A 25223-nucleotide genomic window follows, 5' to 3' on the forward strand; every position below is an offset into this window, starting at 1 on the left:
AGGCAGGGATGGGGTTTCGGTAGGTTGGAGTCATCGTGAGCCAACCACCGAACCCGTCCGCGCCCGCCCTTCCCGGTTGCTGGTGGCATCCGAACCGCCCGACCGGTCTCAGCTGTGCCCGCTGCGGGCGTCCGGCCTGCCCGGACTGCCTGCGCGAAGCCCCGGTGGGGTTCCAGTGCACCGACTGCGTCCAGTCCGGGGCGCAACAGCAGAAACAGCAGCACCGGCAGTATCAAGACGCCGGGATGGGCTCCCGCACGATCGCCGGGGCCCGGCTGTCGAATTCGTACGTCGTCACCGCGACGTTGATCGCGGTGAACGTGGTGATCTTCCTGATCACCGTTTTCCAGGCGAAGAGCCTGTTCAACAACGGTTTCGCCCCGCTTGAGCAGATGGGCACCCTGCAGACCCGAGCCGCGCTGGGCAACGGCGAGTGGTGGCGGATTCTCACCTCGGGTTTCCTGCACTACGGGCCTATTCACATCGCCGCGAACGCGTTCTCGCTCTGGATGATGGGCCGGGCGCTCGAGCAGGTCTTCGGCAAGGTTCGGTATCTGGCCCTCTACTTCGTGTCCATGCTCGGTGCCTCGGCCTCGGTGCTGCTCTTCGAGGACCCCGGCCGGTGGACCGCCGGGGCTTCCGGTGCGATCTTCGGCCTGCTCGGCAGCTACGCGGTGATCGTCCTGAAGCTTCGGCTCAACCCCACCGCGCTGCTGATCAACCTGGTGATCAACGCCTACATCACCTTCTCCATCTCCGGCATCTCGCTCTTCGCGCACGCGGGCGGGCTTGTTACCGGGGCACTGGTGACTGCCGCGATGCTGTACGCGCCAGCCAAGAACCTGGCCCGGTGGCAGGCGATCGGCACGGCTATCGTCGCGGTCGCGCTCGTCGGGCTGATCGGCTGGCGAGCCACCCAGATCCCGCCGCAGACGTGCCTGTACGTGCAGTACCAGGGCGAATCCCAGTACTTCTGCGTGACGTCAGGCTCCGGTGGAGCGAGCGCGTAGCTCGGCGAGCGCGTCCAGCACGTCGCGAGGATCCTCGCCGAGGTCGGTCTGCCCGAAAATGAACAGCTGGTCGGCGTGCTCAAGTTCGAGCGTCACGCCGTCACGCCCAAGCCGCCGGGTGCTGCGCAGCCGGACCGTCGTGCCGGTCCAGGGGAGCTGATGAGTGCCGTTGAGCGTGCGAGCACGCAAACCATCGGCGTCGGCGGCCAGGCGCGGGCGGACGAGCGTCCAGTGGACCGCGAACGCGCCAGCGGCGAGCGTCGCGAGGCCCGTGAGCACCGCGCCCTTGCCGTCGCCGAAGACCGCGTCCAGAACGGTCCCGACCAGCAGCAACGTGGTCAGGCCCCACGCCACTACCACGAGGTTTCGGCGCGGGGCCCAGGAGGCCGGGTGGTTATCCACAGGGGTTATCCACACTGGGGATGAGTCACACCGGTGTGATTCGGTGTCAATCGGCCGTCCGGAGCAAAGCTGATCCGGCGGATGGTCAGCGCCACCGCATCGTCATCAGCAGGCCGGCGATCATCGCGGCGAATCCGATGGCGAAATTCCAGTTTCCGAGTTCGCTGAGGAACGAAACTTTGTCGCCGGCGATGTAGTTCACGACCAGCCACGCCAGCCCGAGGAGCATGAGGCCGAACATGACGATCTTGTAGAACAGGTTCGACGGTCCCGCGGCCTGGACCTTCACCGGGGTGCGGCGGTCGACAGGCGGGGTGTACGCGGTCTTCTTGCGGACCTTCGACTTCGGCATCGTTTCCTCGCGTGCTCTCGGGCATTCCTGGTGGCGGCATCCTGGACGAGGTCCCGCTGTCGGGGTGCGCAACCAGCGCCACGTGCACACGTTAACGTAAAGGACGGCTCCGCAGCACCGGGCGGGAGCGGTCGGGTTTCTCAGACTGTGACAATAGCGCCACCTGGAGTCCCGAGGAGGGCTCCGGCCGGGCGCGGGAGGAGCTTGCGTGACGCCGCAAGATTGGCCGGGCGAGGACGACCGCCGCCCCGGCACGGGACCTGACCGCCCGGTCCGCCGCCAGCCCCCGCCGCCGAGGCGGCAGTCCGGGCAGACCCCGCCGCGACGAAGAGTGGCCGGCGATCCGGGCCGGAGATCACCCGAACAGCGCACGCCGATCGACCGGGGTGGACCGCGCCCGGACGGCGGCGAAAACCGGCCGGTGCAAGGGCGGGCGGGTGAAGGCAGGCCCCGCGAGGGTGACCCCCGCGGCGGTGATTTCGGCGGCCAAGGCGGTGACGGACCCCGGCGGACGGCCGAGTTCCGTGCCGAAGGCACCCCGCAGCGACGCCCCGACGGCCCGCGCCGTACCGGCGAATTCGGTGCCCAGCCCGGAGATCCCGGCCGACGCCCCCGTCGCCAGCCGGAAGAGGGCCGTCCGATGCCTCGCCGGGTGGGTTCCGCGGCCCCGGATCCGTCCCGGCGGCGGATGACCGGCCCGGAGTTCGCCGATCAGCCGACCGAGGTGTTCTCCGCGGTGGCTGTCGCCGACGAGGACGACAAGAAGGCCAAGAAAACCCCGCCGCCGCTGGGCAAGGGCGGGGTCGCGATCCGCACCGCGGGCGAAATCTTCATCACGCTCGGCGTGATCGTGCTGCTGTTCATGGTGTACGAGGTGTGGGTCACCGACCTGTTCTCCGCGGAGAAACAGCACACCGCGAGCGACCAGCTCGACGGCGACTGGCAGCAGGACCGCACGCTGCACCCGGAATTGATCGACGGCAAGGCGTTCGCGCGCATCCACATCCCGTCGTTCGGCGCGGACTTCAACTTCACTATCCAGGAAGGCACCGGCGAGGATTCGCTGGCGGTCGGTCCCGGCCACTACAAGGGCACCGCGCTGCCGGGCGAACCGGGCAACTTCGGCATCGCCGGACACCGCGTCGGCAAGGGCGCGCCGTTCAACGACTTGGACAACCTGAGTTCCTGCGACCAGATCGTCATCGAAACGCACTCCGATTTCTTCATCTACCAGGTGTTGCCGTACGACGACGAGGTCAAGGGCTGGAGCAGCGGCAAGGGCGCGCAGCCGGAATGCAAGGGCGTGGGGACGCTGCGCAATTCGAGCATCCCCGGCGGCGGACCGTACGACGAGACGTTCGGCCGCAAGGTCGTCCAGCCGAGCCAGGGCGACGCGGTGAACGCGGTGCCGTACAAGCCGGCCGGGGCGTTGCCGAAGGCACAGCAGGCTTCGCTGCTCACGCTCACTACGTGTCACCCGCAGTTCTCCGCGAAGGAGCGGCTGATCATCACCTCCGTGCTGACCCGTCAGGTGCCGAAGACGCAGGTGCCGGATTACACGACGTTGCTGAAGAAGATCGGAGTCGGTTCCTGATGTACGGCTGGCTCTGGCGGCATCTGCCTGGTCCGTTCGCGGTGAAGTTCGCGATCGCACTCGTGCTGGTGCTCGGGATCGTGGCGCTGCTGATGTTCGTGGTGTTCCCGTGGCTGGACCCGCTGCTGTGGTTCAACAACGTGTCGGTGAACAACTGAGGTTCGGTGTCTTCCTGGTCTCGGGCCGCTTCCCGGGCCAGGACGACGCTGCCGTACTGCGGCGTACTGTCCGCGCTGCTTCCGCGGCCGAGGCTGCCGGTTTCGACGACGTGTGGCTGGCCGAGCATCACTTCATGCCGTACGGCGTGTGCCCGTCGGCCATCACGCTCGCCGCGCACGTGCTTGGGCAGACTTCGCGGATCAGCGTTGGTACAGCGGTGAGCGTGCTGTCCACGACGCATCCGGTCGCGTTGGCCGAGCAGTGGTCAATGCTCGACGCGGTTTCCGGTGGACGTCTGCGGTTGGGTGTTGGCCGGGGTGGGCCGTGGCAGGACCTGGAGGTGTTCGGGACCGGATTGCCGCGGTATGAAACGGGTTTCGCGGAGTCGCTGGATTTGCTGCTGACTGCCGCTGCGGGCCGGGTTTCGGCTCAGGGGTCGCATTTCGCGTTCCGGGAGGTTTTGCTGCGCCCGGTTCCGCAACGGCCTGCTCGGGTCGTAGTGGCCTGCGGTGGGCCGACTTCTTCTGCGGTGCGGTTGGCTGCGGAACGGGAGCTGCCGTTGTTGCTGGGCCTGCACGCGGATGATGCCGAGAAGGCGGCGACGGTCGCTGCTTACGGTGCGCCCGCAGCTCATGTGTCGACTGTGCTGTGCCAGGTCGGGGATGATGCTGCGGATGTGGTGCGCCGCGCGTTGCCGGAGTGGTTGTCGGACGGCCTAGCTGCCCATGTTCCGGTGGACGACCGGCCTGGACCGGCTCGGGATCCTTGGGAGTACACGGAAAAGCTGTGCGCGATCCATCCGGTGGGGTCGGTTGAGCATTGCGTCGAGACGTTGCGGACGAGTTTCCGGCGTACCGGGGTGTCTCACGTGATCATGTTCGTGGAGGCGTCCGGTACGGCGGAGGGCACGATGGCGAATATTGCGCGGATCGGTGCTGAGGTGCTTCCCGCGCTGCGGGCGCTTAAGCCTTCTCATCTCTAGTTCGCAGGTTCGGGTTCTGCCGGGGGTTCTACGGCTGGACGCTGCTTGGCTGTGCTCGCCGCTGCTTCGGTGACAGTCATCCGGATAGACCGTGGAGATCAGCGGAGTGCACTCTCCGTAATAGCTCAAACGCGATCGCTACCGCAGCAGAGAATCTTTTAGTCTCTCGGTGCAGGCTCAAGGTCTGTCTTAATGGGCTCTGGACCTGGTCATTGTGGGCGCGCCGCGACACGTCACAGGCCCGCGCTTCGACCGTTGACCACCTCACGCCGTGTAACACCGACGATGATCCTTGCGAGTACAAACCCGACACACTCTAAGCGGCGAGCCTCTGGGGGAACAAATGTCGGTTCACAGACCCATCGGTTTTGCGATCGCCGCGTCCGTGCTGCTGATCTCCCTGGTCGCATGCGGCTCATCGACAGGTACTAATTCCGCGGAGCCGACATCGGCATCGTCGACGTGGAAAAGCATGTTCGATTCCAGCACGGTCAGTCCGTCAGCGTCACTGCCAACGCACAAGACCGCCATCCCGCCGGCGGCAAGCGAGTTCGATGTCTCCTTGAAGACCATTTCCAAGCAGTGCTTCGGGTCCGCTGGCTGCAATGTGGTGGTAGAGCCGAAATTTACGTATAAGGGCACGACGGAGCTCGACCAGTACACGTGCGACATCACTTACGAGATCACCGGCGACCAAAGCGGTCTGATCACGGAGACCTCGTCAGGCACGAGCCCTGGGAAAACGACTGTCCGAAACACCGTGCTGACCACCCCGTCCACGAAAACCAAGGTCGCCGCCTCAGTGACGTCAGTGGAGTGCAGAACCACCTGAGCAGAAGAAAAGGCCTGGCCAGAGGAATCCCCTGACCAGGCCGATCCTCAAACCCAGACTCAGCAGTCCCGCAGTTCAGGGCTCTGGTTCAGCAACTGCCCCCGCGGCGAAACGAACGCCCGGTACCGATCGCCGTCCGCTTCCCGGAACACCGCCACCCGGTGGCAGTTCTGGAACGCCAGCTTCACCCCGAAATGCCGTTCCAGCCCGCCCCGGATCGCGTCCGAGGCCAGTGCGCGCAGCAGCTGGCCGCGTTCGGCCTCGCTCGGCGGCGGGGTTTCGTTGTCCGCGAATCCGTCTGCGGCGGTGTCCGCTTCGGCGATCACTCCGGTGATGACCTCCCACGCGTACGGCAGCGAATCCCGCACGCAGGCCACGAACTCGGCGTCGGAGACCTCTCCGCGTTCGGCTTTTTCCAGCAGCGCGGGCGATACGTCCAAGGACAAGACAACCTCCATGGTCAGCGGTACCCCTCAGAGCTACCGGCCCGCCGGACCCCGCCACAAGAGAAAACGAGTTTCATCACCACTTTGGTGGATTACTCCCACCGGAACAGCCGCACGGCGAGCGCCGTTCCGCTCAGCGCGAAGGCGGCCAACGCGACGAACTGCAGCGGCTGCCCGCCGTTGCCGACCCAAGCGTCTTGCAACGGCTGGGTGCCCGGCGGGACGTAGGCGCCGATTTTCTGGATCGCCGCTGGCAGCAGCGGCCGCGGAAGGTAGACGCCGCCGAGGAACATGATGGGGAAGAACGCGATCATCGCCAGTCCGCCCGCAGCCTTGCCGGTGCGGGCGACGGACGCGGCGATCAGGCCCAGGGCGAAGACCGAGACGAGACCCAGCAGCAGGGCCAGCAGGAAGAGCCCGGGATGTCGCGGGATCGGTACGTCGAAGGCGATTCTGGCGGTGACGAGCATCAGCGCCACCCCGGCCAGCGCGACGGCGGCGTGAATGAGCACCTGTGCGAACAGCAGGTACGCGGGCGGCACGGGTGTCGTGGCGAGGCGGCGGAGGACGCCGTGCTCGCGGTAGGACGCGACGGCGGCCGGGATCACCTGCAAGCCCAGCATCGCCAGTGCGATCACCACCAGCGACGGCACCCACAGGTCGACAAATCGGTAGCCGCCGGTGGCGGGGCTTGGTTTCCGCATTCCGGGGATCGAGCCGACGCCCAGCAGGATCGCGGTCGGAAGGAGGACGCCCAGGATCGCCCATAGCGGCGTGCGCAGGAACAGTTTTGCTTCGGTGGCAAGCAAGGTGCGCATCAGAGAACCCCATGTGCAGTAAGCGCGACGAACGCGTCGTGCAGGGTGGGCTGGCCGGTGGTGGCGAGCAGTTCGGCGGGGGTGCCGGCGGCGATGACGCGGCCGTGGTCGAGCAGGACCAGGCGGTCGCACAGGCGCTGTGCTTCGTCCATGAAGTGGGTGACCAGCACGACCGTCACGCCGGAGGCACGCACGTTCTCGACCAGTTGCCACGTTTCCTGCCGGGCATGCGGGTCGAGGCCGGTGGTCAGTTCGTCGAGAATGGCCAGCTCGGGGTTGCCGACCAGGGCGAGTGCGATGGACAGCCGCTGCCGGAGACCGCCGGAGAGCTTGCCGAAGGCGATGTCGCGGTGGGCGTCGAGGCCGAGTTGGGTCAGCAGCGTGTCGATGTCGGCTGGCTTCGGGTAGAAGGACGCGAACAGGGAAAGCGCTTCGCGGACCCGCAGTTTCTCCGGCAGGCGGGCGTCCTGCAGCTGGGTGCCGACGCGGCGGCGCAGTTCGGCGGCGTCGTGCGCCGGATCCAGGCCCAGTACGGAAATCGTGCCGGAATCCGGTGAGCGCAGGCCCTGGAGGCATTCAACCGTCGTGGTCTTCCCGGCCCCGTTCGTGCCGAGAACGCCGAAGATCTCGCCGTGTTCGACGGAGAACGAGACGCCGTCGACCACGACCCGGCCCGCGTAGGTCTTGCGGAGTTCGGAAACTTCGATGAGTCGCATGCGAACGACGCTAGAAGCGCCCGGGGTCCGGCAGAATGAGCCGGAAACCCCAGTTGAGGTGGGGTTTTGCGGGGGCAGGGGTGGGGCTGGGGCCACCCCTGTCCGGGGGCTGAGGCCAGGGTTCGCGGCGGCCGGAGCGGCGAGACTGGGGCGCGAAAGGGGGTGGCCATGACGTCGGTGCGGCGCGCGTGGGCACTCGCCGGGCTCGCGGTAGTGAGCTGGGTCGACGTCCTGCTCGAGCTGATCGCGTTCGCGCTGCTGTGCGTCGGCCTCGTGCTGTTCTTCTCGCCGGCGATTGAACTCGCGCGCGTCCGGTCGCGGCGCACCCGGGAGCTGGTCGGCCGGTGGACCGGACAGGAGATCCCGAGCCCATACCGGCCCGCCCCGCCGGAGCCGGAACGCGAGCGCGACGGGTGGTATCGCGACGGCACCCAGCTCTACCGGCGCGCGTGGTGGATCCGCTGGAATCGACGTTTCACGTGGATCATGGAGGATCCGGCGACCGCCAGGGAGTTCGGCTGGCAGCTGCTGAACCCGCTGGTCGCGTTGGTCTTCGCGGTGTTTTCGCTGGTCGCCGGTCCGGTCGCGCTGCACGGGTACGGCCGGTGGACCGAATACTGGTTCACCCCTCGGGTGCCGCGCGGGAAAATCTGGCCTCTCCGGCGGCTCGAGACGCTGGGTCATCAGTTCGGGCTGTACGCGATTTCGGTGGCTCAGCTGGGCATGGCGGTGGCCCAGCTCGTCGTGCTGTGCGGCTCGATACTGGTGTTCCCGACCGTCACGCGGGCCAGCCGCGCGGTCACCAACACTTTCCGCCGCGAAGCGGAGCACTGGACGGGGGTGCGGATCGCCCAGCCGTACCTGCCGCCGCCCGCGCTGCCGGTGCCGCGCGGCGACGGGCTCTACCAGGTCGGCAAGCAGCTGTACGAGGAACCGTGGTGGCCGATGCTGCGCGCCCGGATCCACTGGGTGCTCCACGACCGCGCGACCTGGCGGGACATGGCGGCCGCGGCGGTGTTGCCGGTGGTGACGCCGGTGTTGTGGGTGCCGTCGGCGGCGCTGGTTTTCTGGGGGATGTACGGCCTGGTAGCGCTGTGGATCACCCGGTTTTTCTCCGGTCAGCGAGGCTGGTTCGAGATGGTCGGACTGCCCGCGGTGACCAGTACCGGAAGCGCGTTGGCGATGACTCCGGTGACGCTGGCGGCGGTGTTCGCGGGGCTGCTGCCGACGCCGTGGCTCGCCAGCTGGCAAGCGAAACTCGGACGGTGGCTGCTCGGTCCGACCGAGGCGTCCCGGCTCGCGCAGCGCGTGCGCCGGCTGGACCAGACGCGGGTCGAAGTCAACGTCGCGCAGGCCGCTGAGCTGCGGCGGATCGAACGCGACCTGCACGACGGCATCCAGTCCCGGCTCGTCGCGATGGGGATGAAGCTCGGCGCGGTGGAAGCACTGATCGACCACGATCCGGACAAGGCGAAACAGCTGGCCGCGGAGTTGCGGGAAGCGTCTTCGGAAGCGCTCACCGAGCTGCGGTCGCTGGTGCGCGGCATTCATCCGCCGGTGTTGTCGGAGCGTGGACTGGTCGATGCGGTGCGGGCGGCGGCGTTGGACAGTCCGTTGAAAGTCGAGGTCACGGCGTCGGTGCCGGGTCGGCTCGAACAGCCGGCGGAGGCTTGCGCGTACTTCGCGGTGTGCGAACTGCTTGGCAACGCGGCAAAACACGGCGAGGCCCGGCGCGCGACCGTGGTGCTGGATTATCTCGACGGGCTGCTGCGAGCGACCGTGACCGACGATGGGAAGGGCGGTGCGGACGCCGCTCGCGGCACGGGTTTGCGCGGGATTGAGCGGAGGCTGTCCGGATTCGCCGGTAGGTTGGCGCTGACCAGCCCGCCGGGCGGCCCGACGGAGGCGATTGTGGAGGTGCCGTGCCAGCTCGACCCCGGACCGTCGTCGCCGAAGACCAGTACCTCCTCCGAGACGGACTGACCCACCTGCTCGCCGCGCACGGCTTCGACGTCGTCGCGGCGGTCGGCTCCGGGCCCGAACTCGCCGCCGCACTGCGCGAGCACCGGCCCGATGTGTCCATTGTGGACGTAAGAATGCCGCCGACCAACACCGACGAGGGGTTGCAAGTCGCTCTCGCCGCTCGCCAGGAGACGCCTGGGTTGCCGATTCTCGTGCTGTCGCAACACGTCGAGCAGCTGTACGCGCGCGAACTGCTGGCGGACGGCACCGGCGCGGTCGGCTACCTGCTGAAGGATCGGGTCTTCAACGCGGGACAGTTCATCGACGCGGTCCGCCGGGTCGCTGCGGGCGGGACCGCGATGGACCCGGAAGTGATCGCGAAACTGGTGGCTGGCAACGCTTCCGACCCGTTGGCGGCCTTGACCCCGCGAGAACGCGAGGTGCTCGGCTTGATGGCGGAAGGGTGTTCGAACGCCGCGATCGCCGCCCGGTTGCACTTCAGCGAAGGCGCGGTCGGCAAACACACCGCGAATATCTTTGCCAAGCTCGGGATTTCCGCGTCGGACGACACGAATCGCCGCGTGCTGGCCGTGCTGAAGTTCCTCGGCGCTAGCTGATCGGCACCCGCACGGCAGGCGGAAGCGGTCCGACGGCCGGAGAGGCCCGGAACGACTGGAGCAGCAGCGCCGTGAACCGCCGCACCGCCGCGACGCGGGTGGCGACCGGTTCCACCTGGATGCCTTCGCCCGCGACCAAGGCCAGCACGAGGTCTTCCAGCACGAAATCCGAGCGCAGGTCTCCGGATTCCTTGGCCCGGCGGACGAGTTCGAGCAGCATCCGCAGCGTCCGGGCGCGGTCGGCGGCGAAGTCGAGCCGTCTCGGAAGCTGCGCGACGAACGCGCGAAACCCCTGCTCACGGGCATGCGCCTCGGTGAGTTTCTCCACCGCCAGGACGAAACCCTGCCACGGGTCAGCCGCGGCAAGGCCCTCCTCGACGATCGACGAGCACAGCGCCAACTCCTCGGCGAACGCTTCGGCGATCAGCGCGTCTTTGGTCGGAAAATGCCGGTAAACCGTCGCGACGCTCACCTCGGCCTGCTGCGCGATCTCCCGCATGGGCACGCGGTATCCGCGGACGGTGAAGGCCACCCGGGCAGTGGCGAGAATGCGCACGCGGTTGTGCGCGGCGTCGGCCCGTCTCACTTCGGCCGTCACCCCTCTCAGTTCCGCCTGGACCGCTGACCTGCTGGAATACCGTCGGACGCAGGAAAGCCGTCCAGTTTTCCCAGTATGGTCCGCCCAGCGTCATGCACGTCGCCGATGTCGCCGAACCGCACGCCGGGCCTGGGGAGATTCGCATTTCCGTGCGTGCGTCCGGCTTTTCCGCGGGCGAAACCGCCATCCGGTCCGGGGCGCGCAAAGGTACGAGGCTCCCGTTCCGGACGGGATACGACGCCGCTGGCGTGGTGGACGAGGTCGGCGACGGAGCCGAAATAGAACTCGGTGCGCACGTCTTCGGCATGACGGCGGCAGATCGTCGCGGGTCCAACGCCGAGTACGCCGTTCTCGTTCACTGGGCAGCCAAACCGGCCGCGTGGGGCTGGGCCGAGGCGGGCGGTGCCGCGGGCGCGATCGAAACCGCTACCCGGGTGTTGGATCAGTTGCCTGGCGAAACGCTCCTGGTGCACGGCGCGGCAGGCGGGGTCGGCACGGTCGCGGTTCAGTTGGCGGTAGCGCGCGGTGCCACTGTCATCGGCACCGCGAGCCTGCACAACCATGATTTCCTGCGTTCGCTCGGGGCCGAGCCGACGACGTACGGACCCGGGCTCGTAGACCGGGTCGGCAGTGTCGACGCGGTGTTCGACTGTGCCGGGGGAGCACTGCCAGATCTGATCAAGATCGCCGGAGACCCCGCGAGGGTCGTGACGATCACTGACTCCACCGCAGCACAGCACGGCGTGCATTTCTCGCACAGCGCCGCGATTCCCGGGGCGGATCCATTGGCAGTACACGGCCTTACCGCCGCAGTAAAACTCGCCGAGGAAGGCCGCTTGAGGATTCCCGTCGCGGCGACCTTCCCGCTGAGCGAAGCCGCGGCCGCGCACGAATTGAGCGAAACCCGCCACGCCCGCGGAAAGATCGTCTACGTGAACTGACTCAGGAGCGCGAAACCCGCACCATCTCGTCCCGCTCCACGACCTTCACCCGCTCGCGCCCCTCGGCCTCGCCGAGCGATTTCTCGTGCGCGTCGAGCTTGCCCCACCCTTCCCAGGTGGTGAACGGAATCCCGCGCGTGGCAAGGAATTCCAGGATCGCGTCCGGCGACGAATGCCGCGGCGCGGCGAGCGTGTCCGCGTCCGCCAGCAGGTTCGCGACGGTCTCGGCCGCGTCGCCCTTCGTGTGCCCGATCAGGCCGACCGGACCGCGTTTGATCCAGCCGGTCACGTACACGCCGGGGACCTGGTTCTCGTCCAGGTCCAGCACGCGGCCGCCCTGGTTCGGGATCACGCCCGCGGTATGGTCGAACGGGATTTCCGGCAGGTGCGAGGACAGGTACCCGACCGCGCGGTACACCGCCTGCACGTCCCAGTCGTGGAACTCGCCGGTGCCGACGACCTTGCCGTCGCGGTACTCGGTGCGTTCGGTGCGCAGGCCGACGACTTTGCCGTCCTCGCCGAGCACCTCGACCGGCGCGTGGAAGAAGTGCAGGTGCAGCCGGCGCGGGCGGGTGCCCTCGTCGCGGATCGCCCATTCCTGCAGGGTCTTCACGACCATGTCGGTCTGCTTGGAGGAGCGCAGTTCGGCGACGCTCGCCTCGTCGAACTCCATGTCCTCGGGGTGCACGATCACCTCGACGTTCGGCGAGTGGTCGAGTTCGCGCAGCTCCAGCGGCGAGAACTTCGCCTGCGCCGGGCCGCGGCGGCCGAACACGTGCACGTCGGTGACCGGGCTGGCCTTCAAGCCCTCGTAGACGTTCGCCGGGATGTCGGTCGGCAGCAGTTCGTCGGCGGTTTTGGCGAGCACGCGCGCCACGTCCAGCGCGACGTTGCCGACGCCGAGCACCGCGACCGACGACGCGGTGAGCGGCCAAGTGCGCGGGACGTCCGGGTGGCCGTCGTACCAGGACACGAAGTCGGCGGCGCCGTGGCTGCCTTCGAGGTCGATGCCGGGCAGGTCGAGTGCGCGGTCGGACATCGCGCCGGTCGCGAAGATGACCGCGTCGTAGAACTCGCGCAGGTCGTCGAGCTTCAGGTCGGTGCCGTAGTCGACGTTGCCGAGCAGCCGGATGTTGGGCCGGTCCAGCACCTTGTGCAGGGCGTTGACGATGCCCTTGATGCGCGGGTGGTCGGGCGCGACGCCGTAGCGGATCAGCCCGAACGGCGCGGGCATGCGCTCGAACAGGTCGATCTCGACGCTCGCGTCGGACTTGTCCAGCAGGTCGGCGGCGTAGATGCCGGCGGGGCCGGCGCCCACCACGGCGACACGAAGGATTCGGCTCACCGGTCCACGGTAAGTTAGGTGATCCTAACTTTCACTGTGATCTGGCGTACGGTCCAGCAGGTGGGAGCCGCTAAGCTGGCGGCATGCGCGTTCTCGTCGTCGACAACTACGACAGCTTCGTCTACAACCTCGTCCAGTACCTGGCGCAGCTCGGCGCCGACTGCACGGTGTGGCGCAACGACGTCGTCGACCTCGAGCGCGTCCCCGAGTTCGACGCGGTGCTCGTGTCCCCGGGGCCCGGAACGCCGGAACGTGCTGGTCAGAGCATTGAAGTGATCGCGAAATGCGCCGAGACGAGCACGCCGATGCTGGGCGTGTGCCTCGGCCACCAGGCACTGGGCGTGCACTTCGGCGCCACCGTCGACCGGGCGGACGAGCTGCTGCACGGCAAGACCAGCCAGGTGCGGCACACCGGCTCCGGCATCCTCGCCGGGCTGCCCGAGGAGTTCACCGCCACCCGCTATCACTCGCTCACCGTGCTGCCGGAGACCATCGACCCTGGCGTTTTCGAGGTCACCGGGACCACCGAGAGCGGCATCGTGATGGGCATGCGGCACCGCGAGCTGCCCCTGGAAGGCGTGCAGTTCCACCCCGAATCCGTGCTCACCGAATGCGGCCACCGGATGCTGGCGAACTGGATGGCCTCGGCGGGCCACCCGGTCGAACCGAGCGTCGTGGACGACCTGGAACGGGCCACCCGCGTCCTGCAGAAGGCCGCGGCTGCGTGACCGCGCCGACCCCGCTGATCCGGCTCAGCGGAGTCGGAAAACGGTACGGCGACAACGAACCCGTCCTGACGCACATCGATTTCGAAGTGCCCGCCGGGCAGGTTCTCGGCATCCTCGGCGCCAACGGATCGGGCAAATCGACGCTGCTGCGGATCCTCGCCGGGGTGTCGCGAGCGTCGTACGGCGACCTCACCGGGTCCCCGGCGATCGGCTATCTGCCGGACCGGTTCCCCGGCGGCCAGCGGCTGAGCGCGCGGGCGTACCTGCGGCATCTCGCGCGGATCCGCGGACTGGCCGACCTGTCCGGGATCGACCCGCTGCTGAAGCGGCTCGCGCTGGTCGGCAGCCCGGACGCACAGTTGCGCACGCTGTCGAAAGGCAACGCGCAGAAGGTCGGTCTGGCCCAGGCCGTGCTGGTGCGGCCGGACCTGCTGATCCTCGACGAACCCTGGTCCGGCCTCGATGCCAGCACGCACGCGGTGCTCGGCGAACTGGTCGCCGAAACCCGTGCGCGCGGCGCGAGCGTCGTGTTCACCGACCACCGGCCGGACGTCGTGCGCGAACACGCCGACGAGGTGTACCGGCTCGAATCCGGCCGGATCTCGCCGTGGGAAACGCATCCGGAGCGCAAGCGGATCACGCTGCTGCCGGTGTCGTCCAGCGTCGACAACTGGGCGGCCGAACCAGGGGTCCATACGGTCGCTGACCAGGCGGGCGGCGTGGTCCTGACGGTCGATGCCGAGCACGCCGACGCCGTGCTGCTGCGTGCGCTGTCCGGCGGCTGGTCGGTGCGGGAGGTGGCGCCGTGCTCGCAGTGAGCCGCTACTACCTGGCGCTGCTGGGACATTCGCAGCGGTACCTGCCCGCTGGGTTCGCGTACCTCGCGTTGTGCTCGATCCTTTACGCCGACCCGAGTTCGCCGGTGCTTCCGCTGTACGGCGTGAGCGGTGCGGGGATTCTCGTCCTCGGCTGCTGGCTCACGATCGCACTGCTGGACATCGAAGACCCGGTGCAGCGCCTGATCACGCTCAACCACGCCGGCGGCAACCGCAAAACCATCGGCGGCGCGGTGCTGACGGTGTTCGGCTGCACCTTGGCGGGCACGCTGGTGACCGTCGGGTGGGCCGTTACGCATCGGAATCAGCTGCACTGGCAGATCGTCGGTGCTGGTTTGGCGACCCACCTGGCGTGCGCTTTAGCCGGTATCGCGATCGGCCTGCCGTGCTCACGCCTGCTGGTGTCGCGCATCGGGTGGACGGTCCTCGCGGCGGTTCTCGTCCTTGGCGCGGTGCTGCTGGCGAAATGGGTTCCACTGGTGCATCCGCTGCTGGAAGCGCTGATGAGCGGCACCTCGTACGGCGGTCCGCTCGCGTTGGCGATCGGCACGTCGGTGGTGTTGCTGGCGGCGAGCATGACAGTGGTCGGTGCGGTCTCGGCTCGCCGGTCGTGAATCGTGCAAGGGGAGGTCTCATGGCGTCTGGCACCGTCCTGCTCACTCTGCCGGGAGCGGAGGACGACGAACTCCGGAAGCTCGCGGCATGGCTTCGCGACGAGGACGAGTTGCGCGGCCGGGTCCGCGCCCAGGACGCGCCGGCTCGCTCCGGGGAAATGGGCGGAGCCCTGGAGGCGATCACCGTCATCGCCACGAGCGGGACCGCTACCGCGCTGTGCCGGTCGCTCTTCGACTGGCTGGCTCGCCGCCGCGACGCCCGCAAGGTCTCGCTCAAGCTGACGATGGGCGAGGACAAGCTCGAACTGGAATGCGGCTCGGGCGACGACTCCGCCCAGGTGCTCGCCGCGGTCCAGAAATTCCTCGACCAGGGGTCCAGCGCGGAGTGAGCGCACTTCCCGACCCGGAGCGGTCTCGAGCGGTTCTCATCGGCACGAGCGCTTTCGAGTCCGACCTGTTCGCGAACCTGCCCGCGGTCCGCAACAACCTGACGGACCTGCGTTCGGCGCTCGCCGATCCGCGGACCGGGATTCTCGCCCGGGACCACTGCCAGGTCGTCGGCAATCCGGATTCGCCGGCGAGCCTGACGAAACGCTTGCGCCGCTTCTCCCGGGAAGCCGAAGACCTCCTCTTCGTCTACTACGCGGGCCACGGGATCCGGCACGAACTCCGCGACCGGCTCTACCTGACGACCCGGGAGACAGACCCCGAAGAGCCGGAGACGACGGCGGTCGCCTTCGATACCTTGCGCGACGCGGTGGAGATGAGCCCCGCCCAGGTCAAGCTGCTCATCCTGGACTGCTGTTACTCCGGCCTCGCGATCGGAGCGATGTCTGATTCCCTGCTGGATTCGCGGGAGATCAAGGTACGCGGAACCACGGTGATCGCCTCTTCGCCGAAGAACGGGGTGTCGCTTTCCCTGCCGGGAGAGCGCAATACCGCGTTCACCGCGGAGCTGATCGCTTTGCTCACGAGCCGTTCCCCCAGGCGACCGCTTGATGTCAACAGTCTGTACGGCGCACTCGACGCAGCTCTCGCACGCCGTGGAATGCCCCGGCCGAAAATGCAGGCGATGGATACCAGCAGCAGTCTTTTGCTGCGCCGGGAACTGTTGGCGGAGAAGGCTTCCGCGGTGGTCGAGCCGGAGCGTCCAGCCGTTCCGGAACCTGTCGAAGACGCCGCGGAAGAACCTGCGGCCCGGACAGTCCCTGCCGAAGACCCGCTTCCAGGCAAGCCGCTTAGCCAGCATGTCGGGTGGCTGTGGCGGGCTGTGCTCGCTGCTGGGCAGTGGCTTGCTCTCTACCTCAGCCTTGGCTACACCGCAGGCGGACTGACGATTGCTCTGGCCAGCGACGCTTCCGCCAGCGTCAGGCTCGCAAATCTTCTCGTCGGTTTGGTAATGCTGGGGATCGCTCCCATGTCGGGGTCTTTTCTGTATCGCCGTATCCGGCGCGACGGTCGGCGAATCGACTTCGCGGAAGCGTTCTCCTGGCTCGGCGAACAGGCGGAAAAAGTGCGCTTGGTGTTCCTGTGGGTTCTGCTCGCGGGGTGTGTGGCGATGGCTGCGGGCGGAATATTCTTCTCACTGTGGGCTACCTCCGCCCGGGCAGCGAAGGTAGCGATTCCTACCGCCTTCTCACTCGGCGCGGTCATGTGCGTATCCGCGCTGGTCAAGCAGCATTTCCCGCGACAACGAACCAGCTAGCTCGCAATGTGCATTAGGCAAATGCCGATTTGGGGGTTCCGGGTTCGGCAGTGAGTCGGTTACCCTCGCGCCGTCTGTTCGGCCCGGGAGGGGAGCATCCGTGACGGCAGGGATCGCCGCGATCACCGTGGACGGCTCCGCGGACGAGTTGCAGCACCTGGTTTCCTGGCTCGGCGCCGAGGACGAACTGGCCGGCCGGGTCCGGCTCGCCGAGCCGGGCAGCGGCGTCGTCGTGATGGTGAGCAGCCGGTCGGCGGGCACTTTCTGCCGGTCCCTCTTCGGCTGGCTGCGCGGGCAGCGCGACGGACGGCAGGTGTCGCTCACCGTGAAACGTTCCGGGGCCGTCGAGGAGCTGGACGTCGACTGCGGCGGCGGCCACGACGTAGACGAGGTGCTCGACAGCGTGCGGAGTTTCCTCGACCAAGACTGATCGGCCGGCGCGAAAAAAGGGCCCGCACGGTGCGCACCGTGCGGGCCCTCCTTTACGAGCGGATCAGTTGTGACCCGGCGGGAAGATGCCTCCGCCGGAACTCGACGTCGTCGAGCTGCCGCTGCCGTCGTCGGACTTGATCGTCAGCGTGATCGACTGCGTCGGGCTGATCTGGCTGCCTGCCTGCGGGTTCTGCTTCACCACGGTGTAGGCCTTGCCGCTGCCGGACGAGGTCTGCTGCGTCTGGATGGCACCCGACCAGCCCAGGCTCTGCAGCTTCTGCGTCGCCTGCTCCTCGGTCATCCCGGTCAGATCCGGCATCTGGATCTGCTGCGGACCGGACGACACGGTCAGCTTCACCGTGCTGTTCGGCGGCAGGTTGCCGCCGTTCGGCTGCTGCTCGATGACCTGGTCCTTCGGCTGGTCCGAGGCCTGGTCGACCCGCTGGGGCTTGAACCCGGCGTTCTGCAGGATCTGCTTCGCCGTCGCGTAGTCCTTGCCGACCGTGTTCGGGACTTCCTTCTGGTTGACGCCGGACCCGACGACGATGTCCACCGGCGTGCCTTCGGTGGCCGAGGAGTTCGCGGTCGGGTTCTGCGACACGATCTTGCCGACGTCGCTCGGGTTGTCGACGGGCTTCGACGTCGTGTTGCCGAGCTTCAGCTTGGCCTGCTCGAGCGCCGATTTCGCCTCGTCCGGCGACTTGCCGCTCAGGTCCGGCACCGTGGTGTTGCCCGGCTTCTGACCGACAGTGAGCGTGATCGTGGACGTGGTCGGCACCGTCTTGCCGACCTCCGGGTCGATCGCGATGACCTTGCCGATCTGGTCCTCGGTGCAGGTCTGACCGCCGGGGTTGTTCGCCTCCGGACCGCACACCACGTTCTTGTTCGGCGCGAACGACGAGAAGCCCGCCTGCTGCAGTTGTGCCTTCGCCTGCACCACCTGCTGGTTGACCACCGGCGGGATCTGCGCGGTCTCGGCCTTGTCGCGGAACGACCCGCTCAGCCAGAAGATCAGCAGCACCACACCCGCCACGAGCAGCGCGGCGATCACCCCGAAGATGATCCGGCGGCGGCGCTTGGCCCGCGGGTCCTCTTCCGGCTCGTCGGCGTAGTCGTCGTAAGCCGCGGGCTGGCGGCGGTCGGCGTTCATCACCTGGGTGCGCTCGTCGTCCGACATCACCATCGGGGCCGACGGCCGCTGCCCGGACAGCGTCCGGACCAGGTCCGAGCGCATTTCGGCGGCCGACTGGTACCGGTTCGCCGGGCCCTTGGCCAGCGCCTTCAGCACGACCGCGTCCAGCTCCGGCGACACCGCCGGGTTCACCGACGACGGCGGGTTCGGGTCCTCCCGCACGTGCTGGTACGCCACCGCGACCGGGGAATCGCCGGTGAACGGCGGCTCGCCGGTGACCAGTTCGTACAGCACACAGCCCGCGGCGTAGACGTCCGAACGGGCGTCCACCGACTCGCCGCGCGCCTGCTCCGGCGAGAGGTACTGGGCGGTGCCGATGACGGCCGCGGTCTGCGTCATCGCCGACTGGCCGTCGTGCATGGCGCGCGCGATGCCGAAGTCCATCACCTTGACGGCGCCGTTCTTCGTGATCATCACGTTCGCCGGCTTCACGTCGCGGTGCACGATGCCGTGCCGGTGCGAGAAGTCGAGCGCGGCGCAGACGTCGGCCATGACCTCCATCGCACGCTTCTGCGACAGCGGGCCCTCGGTCTTGACGATGTCGCGCAGCGTCCGGCCTTCGACGTACTCCATGACGATGTACGGCAACGGCCCGACGTCGGTGTTCGCCTCGCCGGTGTCGTACACGGCGACGATCGCGGGATGGTTCAGCGCGGCGGCGTTCTGCGCCTCGCGCCGGAACCGCTCCTGGAACTGCGGATCGCGGGCGAGGTCCGCGCGCAGGACCTTGATCGCGACTTCCCGGCCCAGCCGCACGTCGTGCCCGTGGTGGACCTCGGACATACCTCCGTACCCGAGCGTGTCGCCCAGCTCGTACCGATTGGAGAGCAGTCTGGGTGTCGTCATCGCTTCGTGCCGTTCCATTCCGTCCAAGGTGTGGTCATCATGCCTTGCAGGCCCTGGGCCTCGCTCGTACCGGCCGGGGTGGCTGAGGTCGGTCCGCTCCCGCTGTCCACGCTTCGCGGCGGCCCGCCGTTGCCGGCCGACACCACTCTCGCGATCAAAAACGCCACGGCCACCAGGACCACGACGATGACCACCGCGAGCAGCACCCACCAGCCCCACTGGTTCCGCTTCGGCGGCGGGACCGGCGGACTGGGCGGACCCGGCGGAGCCGAGAGCGGCCGGAACGCCGGGTTGGAACTCGGCCCGATCGGCGCTCCGGCGGCCGCCTGCGGCACTGGGGGCGGTACCGGTGGCGCCTGTCCCGCCGCGTAGGCGGCGTTGACCAGGCCGAGCGGGGTGGGCAGCGGGCGGCCGGCCCGGACCGCGGCGACCGCGCCGGCGAACTCGCCGCCGCTGGCGTACCGCTGCCGGGGATCCTTCACGAGGGTCGCCTCGATCACGGCCCGCGCGCCCGGCGGGACGTCCGGCGGCAGCGGCGGCGGGACGTCGCGAATGTGCATCATCGCGACGGTCACCGCGTTCTCGGACAGGAACGGCCGGTGCCCGGCGAGGCATTCGTACCCGCACACCGCGAGCGAATACACGTCGCTGGCCGGTTCCGCGTCCTGGCCGAGCGCCTGCTCCGGCGCGATGTAGTGCGCCGTGCCCATGACCATCCCGGAACGAGTGACCGGAGCCGCGTCGGCGGCCTTGGCCACGCCGAAGTCGGTGATCTTCACCTTGCCCGCGGGGGTGACCAGGATGTTGCCCGGTTTCACGTCGCGGTGCACCAGGCCCTGCTCGTGCGCGGCCTGCAGCGCGGTGCCCGCCTGTTCGAGCAGGTCGAGCGTGTAGTCCGCGGTGAGCCGCCCGTGCTTGGCGAGAATGCCCGCCAGCGGATCGCCCTCCACGTACTCCATCACCAGGTACGCGATGGACAAGTCTTCGTTGACCGTCTCGCCGTAGTCGTGCACCGCGGCGATCCCGGCGTGGTTGAGCGAGGCGGTCATCCGCGCCTCGGTGCGGAACCGGTGCAGGAATTCGGCGTCGCCGGACAGTTCGGCCTTCAGCACCTTCACCGCGACGACCCGGTCGAGCCGGGTGTCGCTCGCCTGCCAGACCTCGCCCATCCCGCCGACGGCGATCCGGTTCGTCAGCTTGTAGCGCTCGGCCAGCAGCTGACCCGAGGACAGCATCGGCTATCCACCCCCGAGCCGGGCGGCGATGGCGGCACGGCCGATCTCGGCGGCCACCGAGCCGCCGGTCGCGGCGAGACCGCGGTTGCCGCCGTTCTCGACGATGACCGACACGGCGATCTGCGGGTTGTCCGACGGCGCGAACGCGGTGTACCACGCGTGCGGCGGGGTGTTCTTCGAATCGGAGCCGTGTTCGGCGGTGCCGGTCTTCGACGCGATCTTCAGCGCCGGGTCCTTGCCGCCGCCCTTGGTGAAGGACTCCGACGCGATCATCATGTCGGTGAGGATCTTGTTGTTCTCCGGCGACAGCGCGGCCTTGCCGGTGAGCTGCTCCGGGTCGACGTTGTCGATCGTCGACAGGTCCGGGGCCAGGATCGACTGGATCAGCTGCGGCTTCATCGCGTAGCCGTTGTTCGCGACGGTCGCCGAGAGCAGGCAGTCCTGCAGCGGGGTGAGCCGGACGTCGCGCTGGCCGATGCCGCTCTGGTAGAGCGCGCCCGGCGAGTCGAGCGCGCCGACGGTCGAGCCGACGACCCGCATCGGCACGGTCAGGTCGTTCTGCCCGATGCCGAAGTTCGCCGCGGCCGCCTTCATCTTGTCCGCGCCGAGCTGGCCGGCGAAGGTCGCGAACGGGACGTTGCACGAATGCGCCAGCGCGTCCTTGAACGTGTTGCCCGGGCAGGTTTCGCCGCCGTAGTTCTCCAGCGTCGTGTTCGTGCCCGGCAGCTGCACGTTCGGCGCGGTGCTGATCTGGGTGTCCGGGCCGATCCCGCTCTCCAGCGCCGCGGCCGCGGTGACGATCTTGAACGTCGACCCCGGCGGATAGTTCTCCGAGATCGCCCGGTTCAGCATCGGGTTCTTGTCGTCCTTGGCGTAGGCGTCCCAGGCCTTGTTCTGGTCGGTGCCGTGCGTGGCCAGCTGGTTCGGGTCGTACGACGGGGTCGACACCATCGCCAGGATGCGGCCGGTCTTCGGCTCCATCGCGACCACCGCGCCGGTGTAGCCGCGCTGCGTCATCAGGTCGTAGGCGGCCTTCTGCACCTTCGGGTCGATGGTGAGCTTCACGTTGCCGCCGCGCGGATCGCGGCCGGTGACCATGTCCGACAGCCTGCGGACGAACAACCGAGGGTCCGACCCGTTCAGCACGTCGTCCTCGGCGCGCTCGAGCCCGCCCGCGCCGTAGTTGATCGAGTAGTACCCGGTGGCCGGGGCGTACATCGGGCCGTCGGCGTAGGTGCGGAAGAACTTGAATTTGTCGGTCGAGGGCTTCACGCCGGCGAGCACGGTGCCGTCCGGCGTGACGATCTGGCCGCGCTGGCGGGAGTACTCGTCGTAGAGCACGCGCTGGTTGCGGGGATCGGTGCGGTAGGTGTCGGCCTTGATGACCTGGACATAGGTGATGTTGGCCAGCAGCAGCACGATCATCGCGAGCATCGCCATGCCGACCTTGCGCAGGGGGGCGTTCACGCGGTCCTCCCGTTCGGGTCGCCGTCGGCTGGCGGGCGCCGCACCATCACGGTGTGCGCCTCGGCGATCGGAGCCTGCGGCTGCTGCGGCTTCGGCCGGGAGGCCGGCCTGCGCGCCGCGTCCGAAATGCGCAGCATCAGGGCGACCAGGATGTAGTTCGCCAGCAGCGAAGAGCCGCCGTAGGACAGGAACGGCGCGGTGACGCCGGTTTCCGGGATGAGCGCGGTGACGCCGCCGACGACCACGAAGATCTGGATCACGATGGTGAAGGCGAGCCCGCCGCCGAGCAGTTTGCCGAACGTGTCGCGCACCGCCAGCGCGCTGCGCATGCCGCGCATCGCCAGCAGCATGTACAGCATCAGCACCGCGGCCAGCCCGATGAAGCCCAGCTCCTCGCCGATCGCGGCGGTGATGAAGTCGGTGCTCGCGGCGGGCGGGATGTCCGGGCGGCCCGCGCCGAGCCCGGTGCCGCCGACGCCGCCGGTGCCGAGCCCGAACAGGCCCTGCGCGAGCTGGTAGCTGCCGCCCAGCACGTCGTAGCGCGGGCCGAGCGGGTCGGTCCAGTTCTCCACGCGCTGCTGGACGTGGCCGAACAGGTTGTAGGCGATGAGGCAGCCGCCGACGAAGAACGTCAGCCCGACGACGACCCAGATCGCGCGCTCGGTCGCGACGTAGAGCATCACCAGGATGATGCTGAAATACAGCAGCGACGTGCCGAGGTCCTTTTCGAACACGAGCACGCCGATCGCGACGGCGGCGGCGATCAGGATCGGGCCGAGATCCCGTGCGCGAGGCAGCTCCACGCCGAGGAACTTTTTGCCCGCCACCATGAACAAATCGCGTTTGGACACCAGGAACGACGCGAAGAACACCATCAGCAGCAGCTTCGCGAACTCGCCCGGCTGGATCGAGAGGAACGGCAGCTTCAGCCACACCTTCGCGCCGCCCGCCTCGGACAGGCTCGCGGGCAGCACCGCGGGCAGCGCGAGCGCGCCGAGCCCGACCAGACCGCAGATGTAGCTGTAGCGGGTCAGCGTGCGGTGGTCGTTGACCACCACCAGCACGACCACGAACAGCACCAGCGAAACCGCGGTGAACAGCAGCTGTTTGGTGATCTCCGGCGAGTACTCCTTGCCGCGCTGCAACGCCGATTCGGCCTTCGCCAGGTCGAGCCGGTGAATCATCACCAGCCCGATCCCGTTGAGCAGCGCGACGCACGGCAGCAGCACCGGGTCGGCGTACGGGGCCCAGCGGCGCACGGCGAGGTGCGTCGTGGCGAGCACGCCGAGATAAGCCAGTCCCACCCACAGGATCGAGAGCGTCAGCTCCTGCTCCTGGTTGGCTTCGACGATGACCAGCGCCAGGGTGACGATGCCCGCCGCGAACGCCAGCAGCGCGAGCTCCGTGCCCCTGCGTTTGGGGAGGTCTCGCGGCGGATTCGTGGCGAACTGGGCGGACGTCGGGTCGGCCAGCGGCTGGCCCATCAGTTACCGCCCCCCGTCGGCGGCGTACCCGCCGTCGAGCAGTCCCTCCCCGCAGGCTGGTTCGCCGACGAAGGCGTGCCGCCGGGAGGCGCCACGCTGGACGAGGGCGCACCGGACTGCGGAACGCCCGTGGAATTGGTCGGCTTGCAGTCCGACAGCTTCTTCTTGAGACGCAGGAAATCGTCGATGTACTTGCGCGCGTCGTCGAGGCTTTCGCGTTTCACGCCGTTTTGCACGGCGATCCGCGCGTCCTCCTGCAACGCGCTGACGCGGAGCTTGTCGGTGCACAGCTGGCCCGGCGGGCACGAGCCCTGCTCGAGCGCGTGCAGGTCGATGCCGAGAATGCTGCCCGGGACGCCGCGGTAGATCACGACCTCCTGATCCGGGCCTTCTCCGACGTAGTACTGGCTGAGCACGAAGTATCGAGTCGCGATCGCGGCGGCGCCCAGCACGATCAGCACCACGACCGCCCCCACGAGCCAGCGAAACCGTTTCCGCCGTTTCGCCTTCGGGTCTTCCTGGGGGGCCTGCTGTTCTGGCCGGGGCTGAGGGGGCGGCTGAGTCAGCGCCCGCGCCCTGGCAGCTGGGGAATCGCCCTGGTGCATCTCGTCGCTGCCGTCGCCGGCGGCGCCGCCCACGATCGGGGCGTCGTCGCCGAAATCGACGTCGACCACGTCGGCGATGATGACGGTCACGTTGTCCGTGCCGCCGCCCTTGAGCGCGAGTTCGATCATCCGGTCGGCACAGTCCTGCGGATCCGGGATCTGCACGGCCTCGGCGAGAGTCTCGTCGCTGACCATTCCGGACAAACCGTCGGAGCAAATCAGGTACCGGTCACCGGGACGCGCCTCGCGCACGGTGAGACTCGGCTCGACCTCGTGCCCGGTGAGCGCCTTGAGCAGCAGCGACCGCTGCGGGTGCACCGCCGCCTCTTCCGGCGTGATGCGGCCCTGTTCGAGCAATTCGTTGACGAAGCTGTCGTCCCGGGTGATCTGGGCGAACTGGCCGCCGCGCATCAGATAGGCGCGCGAGTCGCCGACGTGGACCAGACCAAGTCTGCTCCCGGCGAACAAGACGGCGGTGAGCGTGGTGCCCATGCCGTCCAGATCGGGGTCCTGCGACACCAGTTCGGCGATCGCCGCGTTGCCGTTCTGGACGGCTTCGCGAAGCTGGGCGAGCAGATCGTCGCCCGGTTCGTCGTCGTCGAGCGGGGCGAGCGAGGCGATGACGACCTTGCTGGCCACCTCACCTGCGGCGTGCCCGCCCATGCCGTCGGCGAGCGCGAGAAGACGCGGGCCGGCGTACACGGAGTCCTGGTTGTTGGAACGCACCAGGCCCCGGTCGCTGCGGGCCGCGTAGCGGAGGACGAGAGTCATGGGCGAAGCTCGATCACCGTCTTGCCGATCCGGATGGGGACTCCGAGCGGGACCCGGAGGGGTGCAGTGACCTTAGCCCGGTCGAGATAGGTCCCGTTCGTCGAGCCCAGATCTTCCACGTACCAGTCCTCCCCGCGCAGCGCGATCCGGGCGTGCCGGGTCGATGCGTAGTCGTCGTCGAGCACCAGCGTCGAGTCGTCGGCCCGGCCGATCAGGATCGGCCGCCCGTCGAGCGCGATGCGGGTGCCCGCGAGCGCCCCGTGTGTGACGAGCAGCTGCTGCGGGGCCTTGCTGCCCCGCGGCTTCTTCTCTTTGTTGCGGCGGAAGGACGGCACCTGGACCCGGAGGCCCGACGCGGCGTAGAGGTCCGAACGCACCACCCGCAAGGCGGCGAACACAAAGAGCCAGAGCAGCACGAGAAAGCCCACTCTGGTGAGTTGAACGACCAGCTCTGGCACTTGTTGTGTCCGCTCCCGCCTGTGCCTGCAAGCCGCGGCGCCACGCGCGCCGCGGTTCCCCCCGCACGACAATTCT

At 68.4% G+C, this 25223-nt stretch carries 27 protein-coding genes; 13 read left to right on the top strand and 14 right to left on the bottom strand.

The window, feature by feature from the left end; all coding sequences use genetic code 11:
- The first annotated feature begins 35 nt into the window (after positions 1-35).
- A complete protein-coding gene (locus ACWGIC_RS09790; protein ID WP_452075497.1) occupies positions 36-1010 on the top strand; it encodes a rhomboid family intramembrane serine protease in 975 nt (324 codons plus the stop codon).
- Here ACWGIC_RS09790 and ACWGIC_RS09795 read toward each other — a convergent pair.
- Both ACWGIC_RS09795 and crgA read right to left on the bottom strand, forming a co-directional pair.
- On the bottom strand, positions 984-1412 hold the full coding sequence (locus ACWGIC_RS09795; protein WP_452075498.1) for a PH domain-containing protein: 429 nt from the start codon (positions 1410-1412) through the stop codon (positions 984-986). The genes ACWGIC_RS09790 and ACWGIC_RS09795 overlap by 27 nt on opposite strands.
- An 85-nt stretch (positions 1413-1497) precedes the next feature.
- Entirely contained in the window at positions 1498-1764 is a 267-nt protein-coding gene (gene crgA / locus ACWGIC_RS09800; protein WP_378308754.1) for a cell division protein CrgA, read from the bottom strand.
- Positions 1765-2404: 640 nt separating this feature from the next.
- Here crgA and ACWGIC_RS09805 point away from each other — a divergent pair.
- From ACWGIC_RS09805 to ACWGIC_RS09815, 3 genes are read left to right on the top strand one after another with little or no spacing between them, the layout of a single operon-like run.
- Positions 2405-3358: a class E sortase gene (locus ACWGIC_RS09805; RefSeq protein ID WP_452075499.1), complete on the top strand. Its 954-nt coding sequence runs from the start codon at positions 2405-2407 to the stop codon at positions 3356-3358.
- On the top strand, positions 3358-3516 hold the full coding sequence (locus ACWGIC_RS09810) for a hypothetical protein (RefSeq protein ID WP_093572273.1): 159 nt from the start codon (positions 3358-3360) through the stop codon (positions 3514-3516). The genes ACWGIC_RS09805 and ACWGIC_RS09810 overlap by 1 nt, the downstream gene beginning before the upstream one ends.
- Positions 3486-4499 carry an LLM class flavin-dependent oxidoreductase gene (locus ACWGIC_RS09815; protein ID WP_452075500.1) on the top strand — a complete coding sequence of 338 codons (1014 nt, stop codon included), beginning with the start codon at positions 3486-3488 and terminating at the stop codon, positions 4497-4499. Before ACWGIC_RS09810 ends, ACWGIC_RS09815 begins: the two co-directional genes overlap by 31 nt.
- A gap of 351 nt (positions 4500-4850) precedes the next feature.
- Here the strand turns inward: ACWGIC_RS09815 and ACWGIC_RS09820 are convergent, their stop codons facing one another.
- From ACWGIC_RS09820 to ACWGIC_RS09835, 4 genes are all read right to left on the bottom strand, one after another.
- Positions 4851-5072, bottom strand: a complete 222-nt coding sequence (locus ACWGIC_RS09820; RefSeq protein ID WP_452075501.1) for a hypothetical protein — start codon at positions 5070-5072, stop codon at positions 4851-4853.
- A 318-nt stretch (positions 5073-5390) separates the two neighbouring features.
- On the bottom strand, positions 5391-5777 hold the full coding sequence (locus ACWGIC_RS09825) for an SCO5389 family protein (RefSeq protein WP_452075502.1): 387 nt from the start codon (positions 5775-5777) through the stop codon (positions 5391-5393).
- Between the two features lie 92 nt (positions 5778-5869).
- Entirely contained in the window at positions 5870-6595 is a 726-nt protein-coding gene (locus tag ACWGIC_RS09830) for an ABC transporter permease (protein WP_452075503.1), read from the bottom strand.
- Positions 6595-7311 (bottom strand): ABC transporter ATP-binding protein, encoded by a 717-nt coding sequence (locus tag ACWGIC_RS09835; RefSeq protein WP_452075504.1) that lies wholly within the window; start codon positions 7309-7311, stop codon positions 6595-6597. Before ACWGIC_RS09835 ends, ACWGIC_RS09830 begins: the two co-directional genes overlap by 1 nt.
- Positions 7312-7479: 168 nt before the next feature.
- On the opposite strand from ACWGIC_RS09835, the gene ACWGIC_RS09840 reads away from it, so the two are divergent.
- The gene (locus ACWGIC_RS09840) at positions 7480-9294 is read left to right on the top strand and encodes a histidine kinase (protein WP_452075505.1); all 1815 of its coding nucleotides are present in this window, start codon (positions 7480-7482) and stop codon (positions 9292-9294) included.
- Complete coding sequence (locus ACWGIC_RS09845) at positions 9234-9890, top strand: response regulator (protein ID WP_452075506.1); 657 nt, start codon at positions 9234-9236, stop codon at positions 9888-9890. Before ACWGIC_RS09840 ends, ACWGIC_RS09845 begins: the two co-directional genes overlap by 61 nt.
- Here the strand turns inward: ACWGIC_RS09845 and ACWGIC_RS09850 are convergent.
- A complete protein-coding gene (locus ACWGIC_RS09850; RefSeq protein WP_452075507.1) occupies positions 9883-10476 on the bottom strand; it encodes a TetR/AcrR family transcriptional regulator in 594 nt (197 codons plus the stop codon). The two genes, ACWGIC_RS09845 and ACWGIC_RS09850, sit on opposite strands and share 8 nt — an antisense overlap.
- A gap of 104 nt (positions 10477-10580) precedes the next feature.
- Here ACWGIC_RS09850 and ACWGIC_RS09855 point away from each other — a divergent pair, with 104 nt between their 5' ends.
- Positions 10581-11429 (top strand): NADP-dependent oxidoreductase, encoded by an 849-nt coding sequence (locus ACWGIC_RS09855; RefSeq protein WP_452075508.1) that lies wholly within the window; start codon positions 10581-10583, stop codon positions 11427-11429.
- Position 11430: 1 nt separating this feature from the next.
- Here ACWGIC_RS09855 and ACWGIC_RS09860 read toward each other — a convergent pair whose 3' ends face one another.
- On the bottom strand, positions 11431-12747 hold the full coding sequence (locus tag ACWGIC_RS09860) for an FAD-dependent oxidoreductase (RefSeq protein ID WP_452075596.1): 1317 nt from the start codon (positions 12745-12747) through the stop codon (positions 11431-11433).
- A gap of 110 nt (positions 12748-12857) precedes the next feature.
- Between ACWGIC_RS09860 and ACWGIC_RS09865 the strand changes: the two genes are divergently transcribed.
- The 6 genes from ACWGIC_RS09865 to ACWGIC_RS09890 all read left to right on the top strand — a co-directional run bounded on the left by ACWGIC_RS09865 (position 12858) and on the right by ACWGIC_RS09890 (position 17087).
- A complete protein-coding gene (locus tag ACWGIC_RS09865) occupies positions 12858-13502 on the top strand; it encodes an aminodeoxychorismate/anthranilate synthase component II (RefSeq protein ID WP_452075509.1) in 645 nt (214 codons plus the stop codon).
- Between the two features lie 14 nt (positions 13503-13516).
- Positions 13517-14320, top strand: a complete 804-nt coding sequence (locus tag ACWGIC_RS09870) for an ABC transporter ATP-binding protein (protein WP_452075597.1) — start codon at positions 13517-13519, stop codon at positions 14318-14320.
- Positions 14308-14952 carry a hypothetical protein gene (locus tag ACWGIC_RS09875; RefSeq protein ID WP_452075510.1) on the top strand — a complete coding sequence of 215 codons (645 nt, stop codon included), beginning with the start codon at positions 14308-14310 and terminating at the stop codon, positions 14950-14952. The genes ACWGIC_RS09870 and ACWGIC_RS09875 overlap by 13 nt, the downstream gene beginning before the upstream one ends.
- Positions 14953-14972: 20 nt before the next feature.
- Positions 14973-15341: an effector-associated constant component EACC1 gene (locus ACWGIC_RS09880; protein WP_452075511.1), complete on the top strand. Its 369-nt coding sequence runs from the start codon at positions 14973-14975 to the stop codon at positions 15339-15341.
- Positions 15263-16657, top strand: coding sequence for a caspase family protein (locus ACWGIC_RS09885; RefSeq protein ID WP_452075598.1), 1395 nt, complete (start codon positions 15263-15265; stop codon positions 16655-16657). The genes ACWGIC_RS09880 and ACWGIC_RS09885 overlap by 79 nt, the downstream gene beginning before the upstream one ends.
- A 100-nt stretch (positions 16658-16757) precedes the next feature.
- The gene (locus ACWGIC_RS09890) at positions 16758-17087 is read left to right on the top strand and encodes an effector-associated constant component EACC1 (RefSeq protein ID WP_452075512.1); all 330 of its coding nucleotides are present in this window, start codon (positions 16758-16760) and stop codon (positions 17085-17087) included.
- Positions 17088-17150: 63 nt separating this feature from the next.
- Here the strand turns inward: ACWGIC_RS09890 and pknB are convergent, their stop codons facing one another.
- The 6 genes from pknB to ACWGIC_RS09920 are packed head-to-tail and all read right to left on the bottom strand — an operon-like array spanning position 17151 to position 25147.
- Entirely contained in the window at positions 17151-19127 is a 1977-nt protein-coding gene (gene pknB, locus ACWGIC_RS09895) for a Stk1 family PASTA domain-containing Ser/Thr kinase (RefSeq protein WP_452075599.1), read from the bottom strand.
- Complete coding sequence (locus tag ACWGIC_RS09900) at positions 19124-20362, bottom strand: serine/threonine-protein kinase (protein ID WP_452075513.1); 1239 nt, start codon at positions 20360-20362, stop codon at positions 19124-19126. The genes pknB and ACWGIC_RS09900 overlap by 4 nt, the downstream gene beginning before the upstream one ends.
- Before the next feature lie 3 nt (positions 20363-20365).
- Positions 20366-21829: a peptidoglycan D,D-transpeptidase FtsI family protein gene (locus ACWGIC_RS09905; RefSeq protein ID WP_452075514.1), complete on the bottom strand. Its 1464-nt coding sequence runs from the start codon at positions 21827-21829 to the stop codon at positions 20366-20368.
- Positions 21826-23313: an FtsW/RodA/SpoVE family cell cycle protein gene (locus ACWGIC_RS09910; RefSeq protein ID WP_452075515.1), complete on the bottom strand. Its 1488-nt coding sequence runs from the start codon at positions 23311-23313 to the stop codon at positions 21826-21828. Before ACWGIC_RS09910 ends, ACWGIC_RS09905 begins: the two co-directional genes overlap by 4 nt.
- Positions 23313-24689, bottom strand: coding sequence for a PP2C family protein-serine/threonine phosphatase (locus ACWGIC_RS09915; RefSeq protein WP_452075516.1), 1377 nt, complete (start codon positions 24687-24689; stop codon positions 23313-23315). The genes ACWGIC_RS09910 and ACWGIC_RS09915 overlap by 1 nt, the downstream gene beginning before the upstream one ends.
- The gene (locus tag ACWGIC_RS09920) at positions 24686-25147 is read right to left on the bottom strand and encodes an FHA domain-containing protein FhaB/FipA (protein WP_037718919.1); all 462 of its coding nucleotides are present in this window, start codon (positions 25145-25147) and stop codon (positions 24686-24688) included. Before ACWGIC_RS09920 ends, ACWGIC_RS09915 begins: the two co-directional genes overlap by 4 nt.
- Positions 25148-25223: the final 76 nt, after the last annotated feature.

Source organism: Amycolatopsis sp. NPDC054798 (genome assembly GCF_053611505.1).

Bases quoted from the DNA above. Each gene is read 5' to 3' on its own strand.
- ACWGIC_RS09900 (WP_452075513.1), bottom strand. From the start codon at position 20,362: ATGCTGTCCTCGGGTCAGCTGCTGGCCGAGCGCTACAAGCTGACGAAC.
- ACWGIC_RS09885 (WP_452075598.1), top strand. From the start codon at position 15,263: ATGCGGCTCGGGCGACGACTCCGCCCAGGTGCTCGCCGCGGTCCAGAA.
- ACWGIC_RS09840 (WP_452075505.1), top strand. From the start codon at position 7,480: ATGACGTCGGTGCGGCGCGCGTGGGCACTCGCCGGGCTCGCGGTAGTG.
- pknB (WP_452075599.1), bottom strand. From the start codon at position 19,127: ATGACGACACCCAGACTGCTCTCCAATCGGTACGAGCTGGGCGACACG.
- ACWGIC_RS09805 (WP_452075499.1), top strand. From the start codon at position 2,405: ATGCCTCGCCGGGTGGGTTCCGCGGCCCCGGATCCGTCCCGGCGGCGG.
- ACWGIC_RS09880 (WP_452075511.1), top strand. From the start codon at position 14,973: ATGGCGTCTGGCACCGTCCTGCTCACTCTGCCGGGAGCGGAGGACGAC.
- ACWGIC_RS09855 (WP_452075508.1), top strand. From the start codon at position 10,581: ATGCACGTCGCCGATGTCGCCGAACCGCACGCCGGGCCTGGGGAGATT.
- ACWGIC_RS09820 (WP_452075501.1), bottom strand. From the start codon at position 5,072: ATGGTCTTCAAGGAGACATCGAACTCGCTTGCCGCCGGCGGGATGGCG.
- ACWGIC_RS09835 (WP_452075504.1), bottom strand. From the start codon at position 7,311: ATGCGACTCATCGAAGTTTCCGAACTCCGCAAGACCTACGCGGGCCGG.
- ACWGIC_RS09915 (WP_452075516.1), bottom strand. From the start codon at position 24,689: ATGACTCTCGTCCTCCGCTACGCGGCCCGCAGCGACCGGGGCCTGGTG.
- crgA (WP_378308754.1), bottom strand. From the start codon at position 1,764: ATGCCGAAGTCGAAGGTCCGCAAGAAGACCGCGTACACCCCGCCTGTC.
- ACWGIC_RS09865 (WP_452075509.1), top strand. From the start codon at position 12,858: ATGCGCGTTCTCGTCGTCGACAACTACGACAGCTTCGTCTACAACCTC.
- ACWGIC_RS09910 (WP_452075515.1), bottom strand. From the start codon at position 23,313: ATGGGCCAGCCGCTGGCCGACCCGACGTCCGCCCAGTTCGCCACGAAT.
- ACWGIC_RS09810 (WP_093572273.1), top strand. From the start codon at position 3,358: ATGTACGGCTGGCTCTGGCGGCATCTGCCTGGTCCGTTCGCGGTGAAG.
- ACWGIC_RS09830 (WP_452075503.1), bottom strand. From the start codon at position 6,595: ATGCGCACCTTGCTTGCCACCGAAGCAAAACTGTTCCTGCGCACGCCG.